Origin of the sequence: Vibrio sp. SCSIO 43155, from assembly GCF_023716605.1 — a bacterium.
Lineage (GTDB): Bacteria > Pseudomonadota > Gammaproteobacteria > Enterobacterales > Vibrionaceae > Vibrio > Vibrio harveyi.
Genome location: NZ_CP071852.1, coordinates 2,363,533 through 2,380,548, shown reverse-complemented (window position 1 = coordinate 2,380,548; position 17,016 = coordinate 2,363,533). Strand labels below are relative to the sequence as shown.

Genomic DNA, 17,016 nt, shown 5'->3' with positions numbered 1-17,016 from the left:
CTCCCTTAGGTAATAAAAAGCCCCGATACTCGATTGAGTCGGGGCTTTTCTCATCGCTTTCAGGAGTCTTTTCTTAAAGCATACATTTATCCATGTCTAAGCGCTGCAGAGCGACCAAGGATAGATAATGTTGTGCCGTTATGGAGTAGAGCACTCATCGTTGGATTGAGCCAACCTAACGCCGCAGCAAGCATGATTCCGCTATTCACGTATTCTGCGATCTTGATGTTAGAGTTGATCACATGCATGGCGATATTGGCAAGCTCACGCGCTTCTGCCAGTCCGTATAGCTGATCACGAAGAAGCACGACATCGGCAACTTGGCGGGCAAGTTCAGTACCTCGACCCATTGCGACACCGACATCAGCTGCGGTTAAAGCCGGCGCATCATTTACGCCGTCACCAACAAACATAACAGTGCGTCCTTCAGCTTGAAGCGCTTCAACGATAGTTGATTTCTCTGAAGGGACTGCTTCAGCGAAGACTCGATCTAGTTTCAGTTCATCAGCAAGAATGTTGGCTTTGAATTGGCTGTCACCAGTAATCATGATCAGCTCTTTGACACCAAACTGGTGCAGTGCATTTAGCGTGTCTAATGCATCTTCACGCAAGTGATCGCGTAAGCCAATCATGCCGATCAACACATTTTGATGCGAGATGAAGATAAGGTGACGACCTTGCGCTTCATACTTTTTGATCACATCTTCAAATGGTGTGAAGTCAACACTCTCATGCACTTCTAAGAAGTGGCGACTGCCCATTATCAACTCATGATCATTCATGGTGCTCTTGAGACCATGGGCAATCACGTATTCCACTTCACCGTGCTCGATGTGTGGTAGTTGATTGTGTTTTGCCGCGTTTACCACAGCCTGAGAAAGTGGGTGGTTGCTGTGTTCTTCGACAGACGCTGCAATAGCGAGTAAATCACGAGCCGTGTTGGAATCGCATAATGGAATCACATCCGTTACCTGCATATCACCATGAGTGAGCGTGCCCGTTTTATCAAACACACAGGTGTCTATTTTTACCAATTTTTCAATTGCGCTGCCGCCTTTGAACAAGATCCCTTGTTGTGCCGCACGGTACATGATGGATTTGAAGGTTACTGGCGTACTGAGTTTTAGCGCACAGGAGTAATCTACAAGGAATACAGACGCGACGCGGTTAATATCCTGAGTTAGCGCAAAGACTGCGGCTCCGATACCCAAGGTAATTTTCACGCGGCGGTTTGCCATGTCTTGTGTAACCTGCTGAATTTCGCTCTTTTCACTCAGCGAGTCATAAATCAGTTTGGCAATTTTTGCGGTGGTCGCTTCGCTACCGACCTTGTCGACGCGAACTTGAATTGTACCTTCGTGCACGCTAGTTCCAGAGTACACGACAGCACTTTCCTCACGACGAACTGGTACATTTTCACCAGTCAAAGAGGATTGGTTAATCAGTGCTGCCCCTTTGATGATAGTGCCATCAACAGGAATAGACACACCAGGAGCCAGCTCAATGACATCACCAACGTCAAGCTCCGTTGAGTTCACTTGTGTGCGTTGTGTTCCGTCTACGCGCCAAACAATCGATTCCTGAGGACGCATCAAATCAGCCAGTAGTTGATCACTGTTGCGACTGGTCTTTTGCTCCATGTATTCGCCAAGACTGATTAAGCTTTGCGTCATCATCGCAGTACGGTAATCACCGCGCCAAGCCGATAAACCAACAGCAATTGCATCTAAGACTTCAACAGAAATGTTCTTGTCTTTGAGATCGCTGACCCCTTCAAATAAGGTTGGAGCAATCAATGTTGCGGTTGATAGTGCTCCCCATTTGTTGGGCAGTAAAGCCGCCGCGATAGTGCCAATCACGTTCATGGCAATGTCGCCACGCGTAAACTTGTGTTCTGCTTCTTCTTGAGTGGCTTCTGCTAAATCAAGTTGGCTTAGACGTTCTTCAACCGTTTTTGCTTGTAGCAGTTGTGTGTCATATTCGACAACAACAGATTGAGCAGACTCATTGACCCGCACAGCACTGATGCCTTGGATTGCCATTAAACTGGTTTCAATCCAAGTGCCGACATCTTTGTGATGCCTTAATGCTGATGCTTTAAAGCGGATCCGACCGGGAAAGTGATGCTTTACCTGAATCGAGATCATTCTTCGCCTTTGTATAGGTTACGGTAGTATTCCAGCTCTGCTTGTGTGTCTTCTAAGCGTTCTTTAAGCTCTTCTACTTCACCACGGACTGCGGACCAAGCTTTCTCACCAGTAGTCGTAACACCTTGCTGAAACTTTTTGTTTGTCAATAGGTAAGCAACTGCTGCCCCGGCTGCCATACCCATCATAAAATGCGTTTTTGTGTTTTGCTTTTTATATGGTTGCTCTGCAGCCTGCTGTTGTGGATCCACTGCTTGGTTTTGTTGCTGTGGGTAGCCGTAGTAAGGGTAACCGTAGTATGGGTTGTTATTGTTCATCTTTAGATTCCGAAACTTGATCCATTAAGTAAAGACCCGCTGCACCTACGCTGAGAATTGTCAGCATAGAGAGTGCAGGGCGACCGGCCATTTTTTCTGCCACATACGTTGTCGCACCAGCGATTGCTGCAGTCTTAAGTGCAGATTTTGCGGCGCTGGTAGCCATTTCATTAGTGTCGATATTGCCCGCTTTATGCTCTTTCCACTGGCTGGCAATCGTCGCGCTGCCACCTGCGATAGCACCGACTAACATGGCACGATTGGCAGAACTGAGTTTATTGGCTGAATTACTCATGTTCTTTGATAACTGGTTGACCGTTTTCACCTTCGTTTTCTTCACTAGGTGCTTTTTCGGCAACTTCTTTGATTGCAGGTTCTGCTTTGTGACGCTCTACAGATTCTTGGAAGCCTTGTTTACCCGCAGCATAAGTCTCTTTAAAGATTTCACTTCCTGTCGACACGTTCTCTTTCACTGCACTTGCAGTGTTTACGGCGCCTTCTTTTACGCTTGAACCACCAGATTTCAGCATGTCGCCAGCACCTGATACCAAGCCCATTAGTTTGCCGCGCACATTTTCATTGCTTAATAGAAGTGCTGCTGCAGCGCCTACCATAGCGCCTTTCCAAAACTCTTTATCGTTCATACCGAAAGTTCCTAATATCTCTTTAAACATGCCTGCTTCTTCACCGAGAGCGCCTTCTAGCATCGCCTGAGCTTGCTCGAATAATGGATCGCTTTCTGGTGTTTCAGAGGTTTGAGGTGGTTGTTGAGGTTGCTGTGGGTGTTGCATCATCCCCGCATGCGGCCAGTGTGGGGGCGGTGGCATCATTCCCGGATGGAATTGTGCGCCCATGCCCGGCGGCATTTGGTGAGGATGACAAAATGCAGGATGTGGGAAATGCGGCATCATACCCATTTGATGAGGCATCATCATTGGTGGCATTTCACCGTTTTGCATGCTTGCCATGTAAGCATTCGCCATTTCCTTTTGCATTTCCATCATGGCCTTGAAGTAGGCTTCGTATGGATTTGCGTTGTTCAATGAGTCACTCATGAACGTTCTCCATCTAAGTCTAGTTGCTCAGCTATCGCGTAGCATGCTCGTTCAGCAACCTCTTTTGACTCCGAAAACAACGCGTCAATTGCTTTGGGGTTGACTGTTGTTGGGTCGTATTCAATGACGATACTGCCCGTCGCATTATTCAACTTATAGTTTTTGAATGCCGGAATTGAAGAAATGGCTTTCTCGATGTCGTCACTTCGGAAACTGGCAAGATGCGCTACGATGCCGAGCTTGTATTTGAGTCTTACTCTTCCCGGGATATGGTGGCCAATCGATACCCACTTTCTTAGTTTTAAGGCCTGGTCGACGTACTGTTTCATAAAAAAATTATACGGTAAGCGAGGTCAGATTCATTGAGAAAAAGGATCATGTGACGAACTAATTACAAATGCTTTGCGCTTAATCAATTTCAATGCTACTGTTGAAAACAGTAATGGTTATCATTTGGATTGGCGCTAGCATGAATACTTACATTCACAAGACAAATCATAGGCTTAGGGTTCGTTCTGACTATATTAAAGATCACCCCAAAGAGGTCGAAGAATTGATTTGTCAGTTGGAAGAGATTGATGCTGTACGTGAAGTAAAGCATAAGAAATATGCAGGATCTGTAGCGATCAGCTTCGATAGTCGTGAGCTAGATTGTGACAGTTTGATGGAAATTCTAGAAAGTCATCATTGGACGCAAAGCAGCGAAAAGCCTTCTTTTGTTGAGAAAGCAATGGTGAGCGGAACAAAGAGTCTAGTGAAAGGATTAACAGGGGTCGCATTGACTCGTATCGTTGGTCCATCAGTCAGTCGAGTTATCATGAATTTGGCATAAGCGGTTGAGAAAAAGAACATTAAAAAGCCCGGCATCAAGTCGGGCTTTTTTGATCAAGTACGTTTGGCTATCGCTTTACTTGTGACGTTAAGCACTAAGCTTAAACTTCTTCGCTGCGCACTTACAAATGCCATTCGAGAGAGCTGGGCAACGCTTGCAAGGTGGTGATTTCAAGGGCAAATGACCGACTGATTTAACTGAAAATGCAGGTGTTGAATCGTTCGCTGACTGTTTTGATAACGGTACTGAGGGTTTTTTAGGCGCAGTGGTGAAATCAACGACACCACCAGCATCGTTAAACCAAGATAACAGTGGATTGAGAGGCGCGGCGAGCTCATATGCTGCACTCATTACAGCTTGGTTTGCGACGCCTTTCAGCTCATTAACGAGTTCACTTTGTGAAGAGAAAGTGTGAGATTTTGATGTGACAGGGCTGCCTAATGCGTTGTTCTTTAAAGCACTAAGCTGTTTATGTGAAGAAGAAGCCATTTTTTTTACGGTTTTCTTCTTCAATTTTTTTAGCGCTTTCTTCGCGTTCATTGCAAAACCTCATACGATAACTGCCGATAATTTAACAGTAATGCGATTAAAAATAAATCTCATTTAAGGTTTGCAAGCGCAATTTTTTACTTTAGCTGACTGGGTTTCTAAGCAACTAAGTAAGAAGCCTCTAGTAGGTAAGTTTTAGCCTCGCCCAACAAAGCAAATTCTTTGTCGATAGCTTTAAAACGTTCATCAATAGAGTCCGTTGCCACAATTTGGCTAAAGGCTTGTACCGAGAAAGTTTCGTTAGACTTAAAGAATTGATGCACATTTTCCAATTGGACTTTATGTATGTGCTCCACCTTGCTTAATGCGGTGGTTAGATCTGAAATGTTAATCGACATTGCTGCTCAAGCGCCTTATCTATTGACCATTAGGTCATAGGATTGGGGATTTATAGTTTTCGCTAAGGGTATCTTAAGCGATGTGCTTCAAACATGATTGAGATCAGGCTGAGCGCATTTATTGAGCATATTAAGTAGCAAGTAGAGTGTATATTTTCATTATTTCTCGCAATTGCCGTGAGATTGGCGGCACAACTCTTCTAACCATTTTAGGTGGTACTTTCTTAGCTGTTTTGGTGCAAAGTATTTTGTAAGCCAGGTCATTCCACCGCGTTGGGTACTTTCCGTTGTAATACAGCAACCTGTTTTTGTCGGCTCTAAAACCCAAGCGTGGTACATATCAACACCTCCTTTTTTGCCTTTCCATGCCAAGCGTTGATTCAAGGTGTATTCGACTACTGTGCAGTGAAAATCAACCCAAGATGTTTTCCAACGAAACATGGTGTTTTTGCATAACGTGCTATCGCCACTTAAGATCTGAACCATGGTTTTAGAGTGACGCCATGCCGGCCACTCAGGAGCACGAACTAGATGTTGCCAAACAACTTCTGGTGGTTCAGGGATCTCGATTTGGCTGCGTACGTGTATATGAGAATGTTTAGGGTGGTAATAATCTGGCCAGATAACTTCCGATTTATTCATCATTAAGCTTTGCCTAAGTGAGAAGGTTATTACTAGCTTAGAAGATCCTGCGTTAGCGTGCTGCAGCACCTTATGTTGAGGGGACTAAAAATATAGTCCAAGACCAATAAGAAAACCATGAGAGGCAGTATCGTATTCGAAGGTTCCTTTATTGACATAGTCCACCCAAGTCGATTTGTAAGCCAGGTTAATGTCCGACCAATCGTTCATGTGATAACGCAAGCCTATTTGTGTCGCATAAGTAAAGTTCGTATCTGCTCCAAGACCAGCGTCTAAGCTTGCATGAAAACGCCAGTCTTTAGTGAGATTGTTTAACCAACGCACGCCCACTAAGAAATCAACCCAGTCCTCTTTGATGTTTAATCTGTCTACGAGAATGCGGTTATCGTTACGGTAGACTTTACCTTTGATGTCGTTATCCCACCAACGTAAGCCAAACATGTAATCAATCATGCCAAATGAATGGATTTCTCGTTGGAACACTTTTGCTTCAAGTACGCCTTGTCTGACGTCCAGATCTGCACGATAAGTAACATTAGGTAAAATGCCAGATAGATTATTCGCACTGCCATTTAGATCCATAAAGCTGTAATCGAGGTAATAACCCCATTTATTTTTGTACACTCCTTCAAGCCTTGCCATCGCACCAATATCAAGATGATCCATGATGAACTTAGGATCTACGTCAAGGTCAGTTGAGAAATTCCCCATTGTGGAATCGCCATTAATATTCAGAGCCTGCATGTAGATTTCAACACTATGCTGCCAATGGCTTGGTGACGAGTATGTATCGTCTGCCATTGCAAAAGGTGTTATCAGATAAGAAGAGAGCAGAGAAAGAACCGGCAGGATTTTCTTAACCATATCAACGTCCATATTTTAATTAAATGAGTTGCATAAAGATTAGCGTAGGGCATGGAGTGGGGTAATTCAAAAACGACGACTAACGGAAACGCTTTATTTCACTCACAGTATCGCTAGATATGGCTTAATAGTGTTTTCTCTGGATGATGTTGAGAGAAGAGGGCGATTAGAAATTTGGGGAAGAAAACGCCCACTCCTCAATTGGAGTGGGCGAGAGAGTTTTATAGTTGAGCAGCGATTTGATCAGTAAGGTTATTCAACCCAGCGGAAAGCGCGTCAACAAGCGCATCATAACCTTCGTCTTGTAAAGGCAGTTTGATTGTTACAGGTGCACTGTTTTTCACTTTGCCATTCGCATCAATGATAAGCCATTCGCCTTCAATTTCTGCGTTTCCTTCATAGCTACCATTAAACTTACTCAGCGATAACTGAAGTTTACTTTGGTCACTTTGGTCGAGTAAGTTGTTCACTTCTACCGGCCAGTATTGGCTTTGCTTAGCACGTAGATCATCAATCATGCGTTGAGTAATTTGCTCAGAGATACTGTGCGCCCACTGGTTGTGTTTTGCTTGAATGATTTTAGTCTCAGATGTTCGGTACACAATGCCACTGTCAGCAAGATAGCTTGCTAGTTGAGCTGGACGAACAACAAGCTGTGGACGTTGTGTAATCATGGTGTCACTGATTTTCGCTGAGCTTGCTTCAGGCAATACATACAATGCCCCGGTGTTTTCTGGTGCACTGCTACAACCTGCCAATAGCGCAGAAATCAATAAAAGTCCGCGTTTCATTATTTTTGCCCTCTAACAGGAATTGGATCATTCACTTCATCTTCACCAAAGACCAATGAGTTTGGTTTTTCATTTAGTTGCTTAAGAACGGGCTTGAACTCCGTCATTACCTGCTCCAACTCTTTCAATGTGGACTCTATCTCACTATACATAGTGGAATTCGGACCATAACCATCCAAGGTTTTCTGCAACTGTTCTAAGCTCTTGCGAATGTCTTGTGGAATGGCTTTGGTATCGTCTTGGTTAAGCAATTTGTCGACACTGCTTGCAACGCGCTCAGCAGAAGCGAGAGTGCGCTCTGATGTTTTCAGGGTTTTATTTAATGATTGAAGCGTCTCTTCCATCGGTAAGCTATTAATTTTGGTCAGGAAGTCATTGACTTGGCGTTGTACTTGAGCGAACCCACCTTGTTTGGTCGGGAATACGTCTAAGCCTTCAAACTCGCTTGGGACGTATGGGTCTTCATCAGGATAAAAATCGGTATCAATGTACAATGCGCCAGTCAGCAGGTTGCCGGTTTTTAGTGTTCCACGAAGCCCTTTAGCAAACTCTTCTTTCAGTTTCTGTTTGAAAAGAGGTAGCTTGTCGGCAGGCAAGTCGTTGTACACGCGTCCAAGTTCAATACGAACTAAGACAGGAATTTTTTTCGCAGAGAAATCTTCGTCTGGCGTTGGCATACGCATTGGCACTTTCATTACAGTACCGATACGTAGACCGCGATATTCCACGGGTGCTTTACGTTTAAGACCACGTACTGATTCTTCAAACATCATGACAAACTGGATGTAGTCGTCGTACATGCCTTCACGCACTTGCTTAACGTCATCGAATAAACGGAAGTGCGTCATATCCTCTTTGACTTCATCTCCCGCTCCTAAGCCAGGTAAGGTATCAAAGACAACCCCTCCAGTGATTAAGCTTTCAAGAGAGCCAAACTTCACCTCAAAACCTTCGGCGTTCAGTTGTAAGTCAACACCTGAACTTAACCAAAAATGAGTCTTAGTGCGCACAAGGCTGTCGTATGGTTTGAAGATAAACAGTTGGTACAGTGCTCGGCGAGTATCCACGTCAAAGCTAGTGGTTTCTACACGCCCAACGGTGAAGCCTTTGTAAATCACCGGATCGCCAACGCCGAGTTTGCCTGCTTCGCGGTGGGTCAAGACAATGCGTAGACCCTCTGCATCAGGGGAGGCAACGGGTGGAACGTCAAGTACGTTAAAGTGTTCCTTTTCAACTTTGGAGTTGCCTGGTTGCAGCTGGATATAAGCACCGGAAAGTAGCGTTTCTAAACCAGAAACTCCCTCCCGACCAATACGCGGTTTGACGACCCAAAACATCGAATCCTCACGCAGCATACGATCGGCATCTTTGTTCATTTGTGCCGTGGCAATAATGTGGTCGTAATCTTTGCTGAGCTTAACATCTGTGATCACTCCCACTTTTACATTGAGTGCCTTGATTTCGGTCTTGCCAACTTCAATGCCTTCTGCTGTTGGTAGCTTCAGAGTGATCTCGGGACCAGTACTGTTGATGTATTGAAACAACATCCACGCTCCCATCGCCAGTGCAAGGATCGGGATGATCCAAATTGCGGAGACCTGCTTTTGCGGTTTTATTTGAGCGGTTGCTTTGTTCTCATCACTCATATTTAGCTTTCTCAGTTAAGTTATTCGTCATTGGCTTCTGCGCTTCGTTTTGTGGTAATTGCCATAACAAACGCGAGTCAAAAATCATGGCAGAGAGCATGGTGAAAATGACCACTGCCGCAAATGAAAGGGCAGCAGGACCAGGGTAGATCGCCATTAGGTTTTGCAGTTGTACTAACGCAACCAAAATCGCGACCACAAAAATATCAATCATTGACCAGCGCCCAATAAACTCGGTCATTCGGTACACTTTTAAACGCGAGATACTTTCCTCTGGTGGCAAGTATTGAGCTTTCTGCGCGTTGTAATAAAGCCATGTTAAGGCGAGCATTTTTGCCATAGGAATGAAGACACTAGCAAAGAAAATAACGGCAGCGATTGGGTAGGAGCCTAGTTGCCACAGCAGCACCACGCCCTCCATGATGGTTGAACCTTCGGAATGACCAAGGCTAACGGTATACATCATTGGATAAAGGTTGGCTGGAATGTAAAAGATAATAGAGGCAAACAACAGTGCCCATGCTTTCTGTAAGTTATTCGCAGGGTTGTATTTATGAACTGGGCTATGGCAACGAAGACACTTTTGATGTTTAGTATCTTCGATAGGGTTAAGCTGATGGCACGTGTGGCAACCAATGTGATTATTGTCATGGTGCGTGTCACCTTCTTTCACATTTGGTAGTTCGATAGATGGGATGAAATGCCCCCATAGCCAGCTCTTATCTACCATAGAAATACACTTCACCACCAAAACTGTGTATACACAGAATGCCCAGAATGAACTGCCCATGCCTATCTCAGCCAGCGAAGCAATCTTAATTAGGCTCACTAACACGCCAATTAAAAAGACATCGACCATCAACCAAGGTTCGACTCTAAACAGAATTCGACACAGAGTCTTCGCCATGCGAATTTGTTTTTTACTCAATGGATGCTTGAGCGACTTCAAGGCTTCAAGATGAAGGAAAAGAATCAAACCGACGTAGATCGCGGGAAGGATGACAACGGTCGCAAGTAATAAAGCGCCAAGGAGCGCATTATGAAATTCCGCTAGCATCTTCGCTGCATGCATTAGAGTGATTTCTTGAGATAAACCTTGAACGCTGAACGACATGAATGGGAAAGAGACACTCAAAACTAGCATGATCAAACAAGCGACCGAGACAGCAAGAACGCTTTGATACGGTTTCGCGTTGATTTTAGTTAGCGAATGCTCACAGCGAGGACACTGTGCTTTTTGACCTTGTTCGATATCAGGAATACGAACGACCAAGCCGCACTCTTCGCAGGAGATCAATTGACGTGAATTAGGTTGGGTGCTCATTCATTAATTATTTCGTACTTTTAATAACTAAGAATAACCCTTTTTCACGTTATGCGCTTGTTTTTGCGGGATTGTTTACACGTTTCTTACCTGTTTAATGCAAAAACCAGCCTTAGAGACTGGTTGTTGCGTTATCCAGAGAAGGCGAGGAGTGATGAGACGCTCTAATGTTCGTTTTAAGCTTTCGCGTCTTGTTCAAACTTGGCTTTGATGAAATCAATAAAGGTTCGCAGACGTTTAGGCTGGTAGCGGTCACGATGGAAAATCGCTGACAGAGGTACCGATGGGATTTCCCATTCTGGCATCACTTTGACCAACTTGCCTTGCTCTACTTCTTTGTCACAGTAACTTAAGGGTACGCGAATAATGCCGTTACCGTAGAGTGCGCCCATCACAAGAGCGCGACCATTCTTACAACGTAAATTACCTTTCACTATCACGTCACTGTGTTCAGTTTGTGTAGCAACGTTACGGTAGCTCCAACGCGTAACTGAGCCTGTGAGAGTACGGTGTTTCGCCAGCTCTTTAGGGGCGACTGGTTCGCCATGTATTTTAAGGTAACGTGGGCTCGCGAGTGTGACCATGTCGATCATCATCAACTTACGCGCAACGAATCCCGCGTCTTCCAGTTCCCCCATACGAATCGCAACGTCGAACTGGTCTTCGATCAAATCAATTCGAGGCGAAGAGAAGTCCAAATCCACAAATACATCTGGGTATTCCAACATGAATTCATTGACGTATTTAGCGACGATGTCTTCGCCGATATAACCGCCGACGCAGTTCACTCGGATCAACCCTCGAACTTCTTGAGTATCGTCGACAGCGGCAATTAATGCTTGGTCGATATCATGCAGTGCTTTTTCGCATTCTTGGTAAAAACGTTCACCGGCATGAGTCAAACGCAATGTTCGCGTAGTTCGAGTGAGTAGAGTCACGCCCATTTGCGCTTCGAGCCCACTGATTTGGCGAGATACATGGGAACGCGATACTGAAAGGGCTTCTGCCGCTTTGGTGAAGTTGCCCAGTTGAGCAATCAAAACAAAGGAGCGAATATCAGCAAGATTAACTTTATTGAGCATGTTGAATTATTTACGGAAATGGTAGTCATAAGACTATCATAATTAGCTACCAATGAGAGCGGCGCAGAAAATTCATACCACTTGAGGTTTATATAAACTTGCGTATGATTCCCGCCAACGATTGACAATCAAAACGAATATGCTTGCATCTACTTCACAATCTGCTGCATCCCAACATCAAGGGAAATGGCTCCTAGCTTTGATTGGCTGGGTGATTGTGGTGTGCCTGTTGAAAAACTCCGGCTTGATGTTCAGTTGCGCCATGCAATATGACTCGAACACGACCTCGGTGTTGGTTGATGGGGGGCGAGTTAATGATGTCACAAAGATTGAGAGAGCCGACAGTGGGCACGATACGGGTAAATGTGAGTTATCTGAAAAACTGATTCAATTTGCTCAACAGCAACTGGAAACCATGGTTGTTGTGCTGTTTATTGGTCTCTTCGTATTAGCCGTGTGGCGCTGCTGCGCATTTGCTAACCAAAGGCAATGGACAGAACCGATAATCCATAAGTATCGGGTCCATCTCACCCTATGTGTATTCCGTGAATAACAAGTGATTTCTGACGAGTATTTTTCCGTCAGTATTTTCTACACTTGTTTTTAACTAGGAATCACTATGAACCACATTAAAAAAACAACTCAAGCTGCGGTTATGATCTTCATGACGTTAGCACTGAGCTTATTCTCGTTATTTGCCCAAGCACAGACGACAGACACCGGGTGGCTGACCAACCCTCAACATCCACCTGTACAGACGCGCTTTGTTCTTACCGGACAACAAGATCCCAATACCAACACACTTACTGGTTATCTTGATGTCAAACTCACCGGCGATTGGAAAACCTACTGGCGTTCACCGGGTGAAGGTGGTGTCGCGCCTTCTATTGATTGGGAAAAATCACAAAACCTAACCAAAGTGGATTGGCAATGGCCGTACCCGCAGAAATACGAACTGCTTGGTATTGAAACGCTGGGTTATAAAGGTGACACCGTTTTCCCAATGACGTTACACGTCGAAGACATGAATAAACCAGTGACGATTGATGCGACGCTGACACTGTCTTCGTGCACGACCATTTGTGTCCTGACGGATTATCACATTCAACTGTCTTTCCTACCTTCCGACTTACAAGTGGATGAAGGAGTGATGTTTACTTACGCGCAAGCAGTGAGCAGTGTGCCTCAGCCTTCTCCTTTTGTTGAAGTTACGCAAGCAAACTGGGATGCGAGCCAATCTAAGTTGCAAATCAAACTGACCAACTCACAAGGATGGCAGAAGCCAGAAGTGTTAGTCGATGGTGTCGATGAAACAACGAGCGATTACAGCTTCAAGTTGGAAGGGCTGCATCAAGAGGGCAATACGCTTACCGCAAACTATTTAGTGAATACTTGGTTGGGTGACGTAGAACTGGATAACCAATCGCTTTACGTCTCAATCAAAGATAACAACCTACTGGCGCAAGAAACCGCGCAAGCAAAAGCGGGTGTTATCACGCAAGCTTTGCCAACCACTTCACTGGTGAACATATTCTTGTTTGCGCTACTAGGCGGCTTGATTCTGAATATCATGCCTTGCGTACTACCAGTACTAGGTATGAAGTTAAGCAGCATTGTGGCCGCACAAGGTGTTGAACGTCGCCAAATTCGCACTCAATTCATCGCTTCTTCGTTAGGTATTCTGACTTCGTTCTGGCTTTTGGCTGGGTTTATCTTAGTGTTGAAGCTGACAGGTAATGCTATCGGCTGGGGTGTGCAATTCCAAAGCCCTTGGTTCTTAGGCTTAATGCTGCTGGTGACCGGATTATTTGGCGCCAACATGCTTGGTTTATTTGAAATTCGCCTGTCTTCAGGTACGAATACTTGGCTAGCGTCGAAGGGCGATAACTCGCTATTTGGACACTACGTGCAAGGAATGTTCGCGACTCTGCTTGCAACGCCTTGTTCTGCGCCTTTCTTAGGTACCGCCGTTGCGTTTGCACTGGGTGCGGACGTAGCAACGTTGTTTGCTATTTTCACCGCACTGGCATTAGGCATGGCACTGCCTTGGATCTTAGTCGCTATCTTCCCGGGTATCGCGTTGAAGTTACCAAAGCCAGGGCAGTGGATGAATGTCGTGAAAATCGTATTCGGCATCATGATGCTGGCAACCAGTGCATGGTTGTTGTCATTGATGGCGAATCACTTACCCGTATTTTGGGTCATCTTAATCGGCTTGGTTGCATTCATCGTTATTATGGCGCGTGTCAAGCGAGTCTACGGTAACAAAGCGCTGGCAGTGTCAGGTACGGCATCGCTCATCTTAATCGCTGGTGGACTGATGCTAGGCAGCATGACAGCGAATCATTGGGCAACCCCATTGCCTGAAGACTTGGTTTGGGAAAAGTTATCGAATGAAGCGATTGCGGAACACGTGAAAAATGGTCGCGTAGTATTTGTGGATGTGACTGCTGACTGGTGTGTCACTTGTAAAGCCAACAAGATCGGTGTGATCTGGCAAGATCCAGTTTACTCATTGCTGCAAAGCCCTAATGTTGCGACGTTAAAAGGCGACTGGACGCATCCCAATAGTTCAGTTACCGATTTCTTAAGAGCACATGGTCGTTTTGGTGTGCCATTCAACATAGTTTATGGTCCTGCTGCACCAGAAGGTATTCCTTTACCAGTGATTTTGACTGACGATGTTGTGGTGAAAGCCATTGAGCAAGCAAGCGGAGGTGTGATTAAGTGAACACCGTAAAAAAGCGCAAGTCGCTGAAATATTGGCTTGGTCAAGCGCTACAAATCATCCTCATGGTGACTGTTATATCGGTCGCGATGGATTGGTACCGCACCAAAGACATTCCCAAAGAGCATGCGCCGCCTCTTAGTGCAATCATGGCGGACGGTGAGTTCGTCGATGTGATTGCCAAAAGCCATGACGAGCCTGTTGTCGTGTATTTTTGGGCAACGTGGTGCCCTGCGTGTAAGTTTGTTAGCCCTAGCGTGAGTTGGTTGAGCAACTATTATGAAGTCGTTGCTGTTTCTGGTGCCTCTGGTCCAGAAGAACGTGTACAAAAATTCATGCAGGCAAAAGACTACCAGTTCGATAATGTCAATGATCCCAAAAGCACCATCATGCAAGAATGGAGCATTAGCGTAACTCCGACTATCTATGTTGTAAAAGATGGGAAGATAAGCTCAATTACAACGGGTGTTACCACACCAGTAGGTATTTTAGCGAGGATCTGGATGGCTTAAATCAATGCGTAGCACGTCGACTTTTTTCACGCTTTTACAAGGACATAAGTGTATAGGTGAGTAGGGCGTGCTACATTGGCAAGCGTTCAAGAATTCAAGGAGGAATCATGGACGTTGCCAAAATGTATGATGAAGTATCTGAGCGCTACCAAAAGTTAATTGAAGACAGCCAATATGTTGGTCCACGTTGGGTCGACGGGAAGCTAAAAACACTCAATCTACAGCAAGGCTCAGTCCTTGATTTGGCTTGCGCCACAGGCAGCATCGGGAAAGTCATAAAATCTCATTACCCTGATGTCGTTCTACATGGCTTGGACATCTCCTCCAATATGGTGAACAAAGCGCGCGAAACCAACTTATATCAAAGCGTCAATGTTCATGATCTTGACCAACCTTTTTCCCCACTTTTCAATCAAACCTTCGACATCATTACCGCTCTCGGATTCACGGAATTTCTCGTCGATCCCCAGTCGCTACTTCAATGTATTGCTGAGCTGCTAAATGCTGATGGGCGTTGCTTTATCAGTTTCCAATGTCACGACCCAGATGGAAAAGATCTGCCGAGAAACACCTACAGTGGCACAGTCGTACACACCGCTTACACCGAGAACGAAGTTCGCGAGTTCAGCCAAAACGCAGGGCTTAAAGTCGTATCGCTTGAAAATCTTGTCGGTTATACATCAGGTGCAGGTTATATATGCCGTTACCTGCTCTTAGAGCTACGAAAGCCAAGTTAATCAATCAAATAAACAAGGCGTGCTGAAGGAATACACGGTATTTCCTGCGTTAAGTATGTTTCCGCAGGACTGTTTAAGTATGCGGTTTAAAAGGGGATAAGCATGAAGTGGACGCTATGGTTTATTGCTTTTATCGCGGTAGAAGTTATGGCAAAAGAACCACTTAGAGTTGCGATCAATCAAGCACCGTATTCCGCCGTTTTACGGCTCACGAGTTTTGAAGAAATAACGCAAGGTGTTGATGCATACTACGAAATTCAAGCTGACGTACTCGAAGAGATTCGAGGGAATTTTTCGTCTCACATATCTTTCAAAATGTATGCAGCGAAGGGAGATGAGCCAAATTTAGGAGCTGCAGCATCGATTATTGTGCTCTGTCATGATGACCAAGGGTATTTTTGGCCCGGCACTGGTTCTGAGTTTAAGGCGAGTAAGCAAAATATCGCTATCGCTAAAGAGGCGGCTGAATATCAAACTGAAGAACAAGAGTTGTTTTCTCTATGCCCGCAATAGTGGATATTGAACCACGGAGACGGCAGGGGTTTGTCCTCAAGTTGATTACTTAACTTATTGAAAATTAAGAACTGTCATACCATTGTCGCCATGGTGTCACATGACAAAAAGGCGACTGTCGTCTGTGCGTCGTTTTTATAGTGTCGATCTTGCGGCACGATGTGAACATCATTGAATGAATAGGGATATGTGATGCAAACAGGGAAAACAATTTTAACCAGCTACTTTGAATGGAAAGGACATGACATTACTGTCCAAATCTCAATGTTAAGCGGCAAAGAGTGGGTTTACGTCGATGGTGAACTCGTATCCCAAAAGTCCAATTGGTACTTTAAATCCAGTCATATGATTGAGATTGAAGGAGAGAAATTAGAAGTCCAAATTTGCCTAAACGGTAAGTGGATGATAACGGTCTTCCTGAAAAAGGGTTATCGAAGTATTGATGAGTATGAATTTGGGCTAACTCATCTCCAAATTCTCAAAGGCATTGGTGTTGCTTTTGCATGTGGTTTGCTTGTTGGTTTTGTCACTATCGCTGTGTTTTTTGGTGGGAAAGGGTGAATGGATGCGATTAGATACCTCAAAAATTCGCCACCTAAGGCAGCACAAAGCATGGACCCAACAACAACTCGCCGATATCTGTGGGTTAAGTTTACGCACCATACAACGTGTTGAGCTTCACGGAAGTGCTTCTTTGGAGACGGGGCGTTCTCTGGCGGCTGCATTTGATACCGAATACACGGCACTTTTGGTCAATGCTAAACCTGATAACTATGGGAGTAACGAACCTTCATCTTTTAGCAATTCTCCTAACCTTATATTAATTAGTGTAGGAATGTTTGTATTCGGTGTATTGGTTGGTGCACTTGCAATGCTCCTATTAAGATAGATTGGGTTACACCGCATGCCCAAAGCAATGTGCTCTGGGCATAACAGATT

21 protein-coding genes are annotated in these 17,016 nt (G+C 44.9%); 8 read left to right on the top strand and 13 right to left on the bottom strand.

What is annotated here, in order from left to right:
* Positions 1–86: 86 nt before the first annotated feature.
* From J4N44_RS11435 to J4N44_RS11415, 5 genes are read right to left on the bottom strand one after another with little or no spacing between them, the layout of a single operon-like run.
* The gene (locus J4N44_RS11435; RefSeq protein WP_252044479.1) at positions 87–2,147 is read right to left on the bottom strand and encodes a heavy metal translocating P-type ATPase; all 2,061 of its coding nucleotides are present in this window, start codon (positions 2,145–2,147) and stop codon (positions 87–89) included.
* Positions 2,144–2,464 carry a hypothetical protein gene (locus J4N44_RS11430; protein ID WP_005444865.1) on the bottom strand — a complete coding sequence of 107 codons (321 nt, stop codon included), beginning with the start codon at positions 2,462–2,464 and terminating at the stop codon, positions 2,144–2,146. Before J4N44_RS11430 ends, J4N44_RS11435 begins: the two co-directional genes overlap by 4 nt.
* Positions 2,454–2,759: a magnetosome protein MamC family protein gene (locus J4N44_RS11425; RefSeq protein WP_005444866.1), complete on the bottom strand. Its 306-nt coding sequence runs from the start codon at positions 2,757–2,759 to the stop codon at positions 2,454–2,456. Before J4N44_RS11425 ends, J4N44_RS11430 begins: the two co-directional genes overlap by 11 nt.
* Entirely contained in the window at positions 2,752–3,519 is a 768-nt protein-coding gene (locus tag J4N44_RS11420) for a YtxH domain-containing protein (protein ID WP_009698467.1), read from the bottom strand. The genes J4N44_RS11425 and J4N44_RS11420 overlap by 8 nt, the downstream gene beginning before the upstream one ends.
* Entirely contained in the window at positions 3,516–3,848 is a 333-nt protein-coding gene (locus tag J4N44_RS11415) for an HMA2 domain-containing protein (RefSeq protein WP_005444868.1), read from the bottom strand. Before J4N44_RS11415 ends, J4N44_RS11420 begins: the two co-directional genes overlap by 4 nt.
* A gap of 140 nt (positions 3,849–3,988) precedes the next feature.
* Between J4N44_RS11415 and J4N44_RS11410 the strand changes: the two genes are divergently transcribed.
* Complete coding sequence (locus tag J4N44_RS11410; RefSeq protein WP_230544365.1) at positions 3,989–4,351, top strand: HMA2 domain-containing protein; 363 nt, start codon at positions 3,989–3,991, stop codon at positions 4,349–4,351.
* A gap of 87 nt (positions 4,352–4,438) precedes the next feature.
* On the opposite strand, the gene J4N44_RS11405 is transcribed toward J4N44_RS11410, so the two are convergent.
* The 8 genes from J4N44_RS11405 to J4N44_RS11370 all read right to left on the bottom strand — a co-directional run bounded on the left by J4N44_RS11405 (position 4,439) and on the right by J4N44_RS11370 (position 11,587).
* Positions 4,439–4,891 carry a hypothetical protein gene (locus J4N44_RS11405; protein ID WP_252044478.1) on the bottom strand — a complete coding sequence of 151 codons (453 nt, stop codon included), beginning with the start codon at positions 4,889–4,891 and terminating at the stop codon, positions 4,439–4,441.
* A gap of 107 nt (positions 4,892–4,998) precedes the next feature.
* Positions 4,999–5,238 carry a hypothetical protein gene (locus tag J4N44_RS11400; RefSeq protein ID WP_114091972.1) on the bottom strand — a complete coding sequence of 80 codons (240 nt, stop codon included), beginning with the start codon at positions 5,236–5,238 and terminating at the stop codon, positions 4,999–5,001.
* A 159-nt stretch (positions 5,239–5,397) separates the two neighbouring features.
* Positions 5,398–5,880 (bottom strand): SRPBCC domain-containing protein, encoded by a 483-nt coding sequence (locus tag J4N44_RS11395; protein ID WP_009698463.1) that lies wholly within the window; start codon positions 5,878–5,880, stop codon positions 5,398–5,400.
* Positions 5,881–5,964: 84 nt separating this feature from the next.
* Positions 5,965–6,744, bottom strand: coding sequence for a hypothetical protein (locus J4N44_RS11390; protein WP_005444876.1), 780 nt, complete (start codon positions 6,742–6,744; stop codon positions 5,965–5,967).
* 221 nt (positions 6,745–6,965) lie between these two features.
* The gene (locus J4N44_RS11385) at positions 6,966–7,535 is read right to left on the bottom strand and encodes a PqiC family protein (protein ID WP_017817865.1); all 570 of its coding nucleotides are present in this window, start codon (positions 7,533–7,535) and stop codon (positions 6,966–6,968) included.
* Entirely contained in the window at positions 7,535–9,181 is a 1,647-nt protein-coding gene (gene pqiB, locus J4N44_RS11380; protein ID WP_252044477.1) for an intermembrane transport protein PqiB, read from the bottom strand. The genes J4N44_RS11385 and pqiB overlap by 1 nt, the downstream gene beginning before the upstream one ends.
* Entirely contained in the window at positions 9,174–10,505 is a 1,332-nt protein-coding gene (locus tag J4N44_RS11375; protein ID WP_252044476.1) for a paraquat-inducible protein A, read from the bottom strand. Before J4N44_RS11375 ends, pqiB begins: the two co-directional genes overlap by 8 nt.
* A gap of 176 nt (positions 10,506–10,681) precedes the next feature.
* Positions 10,682–11,587 (bottom strand): LysR family transcriptional regulator, encoded by a 906-nt coding sequence (locus J4N44_RS11370; protein WP_059678517.1) that lies wholly within the window; start codon positions 11,585–11,587, stop codon positions 10,682–10,684.
* Between the two features lie 139 nt (positions 11,588–11,726).
* Between J4N44_RS11370 and J4N44_RS11365 the strand changes: the two genes are divergently transcribed.
* The 7 genes from J4N44_RS11365 (at position 11,727) to J4N44_RS11335 (ending at position 16,966) form a co-directional block, all read left to right on the top strand.
* Positions 11,727–12,140: a hypothetical protein gene (locus tag J4N44_RS11365; protein WP_005444886.1), complete on the top strand. Its 414-nt coding sequence runs from the start codon at positions 11,727–11,729 to the stop codon at positions 12,138–12,140.
* Between the two features lie 66 nt (positions 12,141–12,206).
* A complete protein-coding gene (locus tag J4N44_RS11360) occupies positions 12,207–14,318 on the top strand; it encodes a protein-disulfide reductase DsbD family protein (protein WP_252044475.1) in 2,112 nt (703 codons plus the stop codon).
* On the top strand, positions 14,315–14,827 hold the full coding sequence (locus tag J4N44_RS11355; RefSeq protein ID WP_050925350.1) for a protein disulfide oxidoreductase: 513 nt from the start codon (positions 14,315–14,317) through the stop codon (positions 14,825–14,827). The genes J4N44_RS11360 and J4N44_RS11355 overlap by 4 nt, the downstream gene beginning before the upstream one ends.
* A gap of 107 nt (positions 14,828–14,934) precedes the next feature.
* Positions 14,935–15,564, top strand: coding sequence for a class I SAM-dependent DNA methyltransferase (locus tag J4N44_RS11350; RefSeq protein ID WP_050934085.1), 630 nt, complete (start codon positions 14,935–14,937; stop codon positions 15,562–15,564).
* Between the two features lie 102 nt (positions 15,565–15,666).
* Positions 15,667–16,077 carry a hypothetical protein gene (locus J4N44_RS11345; RefSeq protein ID WP_050903179.1) on the top strand — a complete coding sequence of 137 codons (411 nt, stop codon included), beginning with the start codon at positions 15,667–15,669 and terminating at the stop codon, positions 16,075–16,077.
* 192 nt (positions 16,078–16,269) lie between these two features.
* On the top strand, positions 16,270–16,638 hold the full coding sequence (locus J4N44_RS11340; RefSeq protein WP_009698451.1) for a hypothetical protein: 369 nt from the start codon (positions 16,270–16,272) through the stop codon (positions 16,636–16,638).
* Between the two features lie 4 nt (positions 16,639–16,642).
* Positions 16,643–16,966 carry a helix-turn-helix domain-containing protein gene (locus tag J4N44_RS11335; protein WP_252044473.1) on the top strand — a complete coding sequence of 108 codons (324 nt, stop codon included), beginning with the start codon at positions 16,643–16,645 and terminating at the stop codon, positions 16,964–16,966.
* Positions 16,967–17,016: the final 50 nt, after the last annotated feature.

Coding starts and splice junctions, on each gene's coding strand:
- J4N44_RS11435 (WP_252044479.1), bottom strand. CDS start 2,147: ATGATCTCGATTCAGGTAAAGCATCACTTTCCCGGTCGGATCCGCTTT.
- J4N44_RS11430 (WP_005444865.1), bottom strand. CDS start 2,464: ATGAACAATAACAACCCATACTACGGTTACCCTTACTACGGCTACCCA.
- J4N44_RS11425 (WP_005444866.1), bottom strand. CDS start 2,759: ATGAGTAATTCAGCCAATAAACTCAGTTCTGCCAATCGTGCCATGTTA.
- J4N44_RS11420 (WP_009698467.1), bottom strand. CDS start 3,519: ATGAGTGACTCATTGAACAACGCAAATCCATACGAAGCCTACTTCAAG.
- J4N44_RS11415 (WP_005444868.1), bottom strand. CDS start 3,848: ATGAAACAGTACGTCGACCAGGCCTTAAAACTAAGAAAGTGGGTATCG.
- J4N44_RS11410 (WP_230544365.1), top strand. CDS start 3,989: ATGAATACTTACATTCACAAGACAAATCATAGGCTTAGGGTTCGTTCT.
- J4N44_RS11405 (WP_252044478.1), bottom strand. CDS start 4,891: ATGAACGCGAAGAAAGCGCTAAAAAAATTGAAGAAGAAAACCGTAAAA.
- J4N44_RS11400 (WP_114091972.1), bottom strand. CDS start 5,238: ATGTCGATTAACATTTCAGATCTAACCACCGCATTAAGCAAGGTGGAG.
- J4N44_RS11395 (WP_009698463.1), bottom strand. CDS start 5,880: ATGAATAAATCGGAAGTTATCTGGCCAGATTATTACCACCCTAAACAT.
- J4N44_RS11390 (WP_005444876.1), bottom strand. CDS start 6,744: ATGGTTAAGAAAATCCTGCCGGTTCTTTCTCTGCTCTCTTCTTATCTG.
- J4N44_RS11385 (WP_017817865.1), bottom strand. CDS start 7,535: ATGAAACGCGGACTTTTATTGATTTCTGCGCTATTGGCAGGTTGTAGC.
- pqiB (WP_252044477.1), bottom strand. CDS start 9,181: ATGAGTGATGAGAACAAAGCAACCGCTCAAATAAAACCGCAAAAGCAG.
- J4N44_RS11375 (WP_252044476.1), bottom strand. CDS start 10,505: ATGAGCACCCAACCTAATTCACGTCAATTGATCTCCTGCGAAGAGTGC.
- J4N44_RS11370 (WP_059678517.1), bottom strand. CDS start 11,587: ATGCTCAATAAAGTTAATCTTGCTGATATTCGCTCCTTTGTTTTGATT.
- J4N44_RS11365 (WP_005444886.1), top strand. CDS start 11,727: ATGCTTGCATCTACTTCACAATCTGCTGCATCCCAACATCAAGGGAAA.
- J4N44_RS11360 (WP_252044475.1), top strand. CDS start 12,207: ATGAACCACATTAAAAAAACAACTCAAGCTGCGGTTATGATCTTCATG.
- J4N44_RS11350 (WP_050934085.1), top strand. CDS start 14,935: ATGGACGTTGCCAAAATGTATGATGAAGTATCTGAGCGCTACCAAAAG.
- J4N44_RS11345 (WP_050903179.1), top strand. CDS start 15,667: ATGAAGTGGACGCTATGGTTTATTGCTTTTATCGCGGTAGAAGTTATG.
- J4N44_RS11340 (WP_009698451.1), top strand. CDS start 16,270: ATGCAAACAGGGAAAACAATTTTAACCAGCTACTTTGAATGGAAAGGA.
- J4N44_RS11335 (WP_252044473.1), top strand. CDS start 16,643: ATGCGATTAGATACCTCAAAAATTCGCCACCTAAGGCAGCACAAAGCA.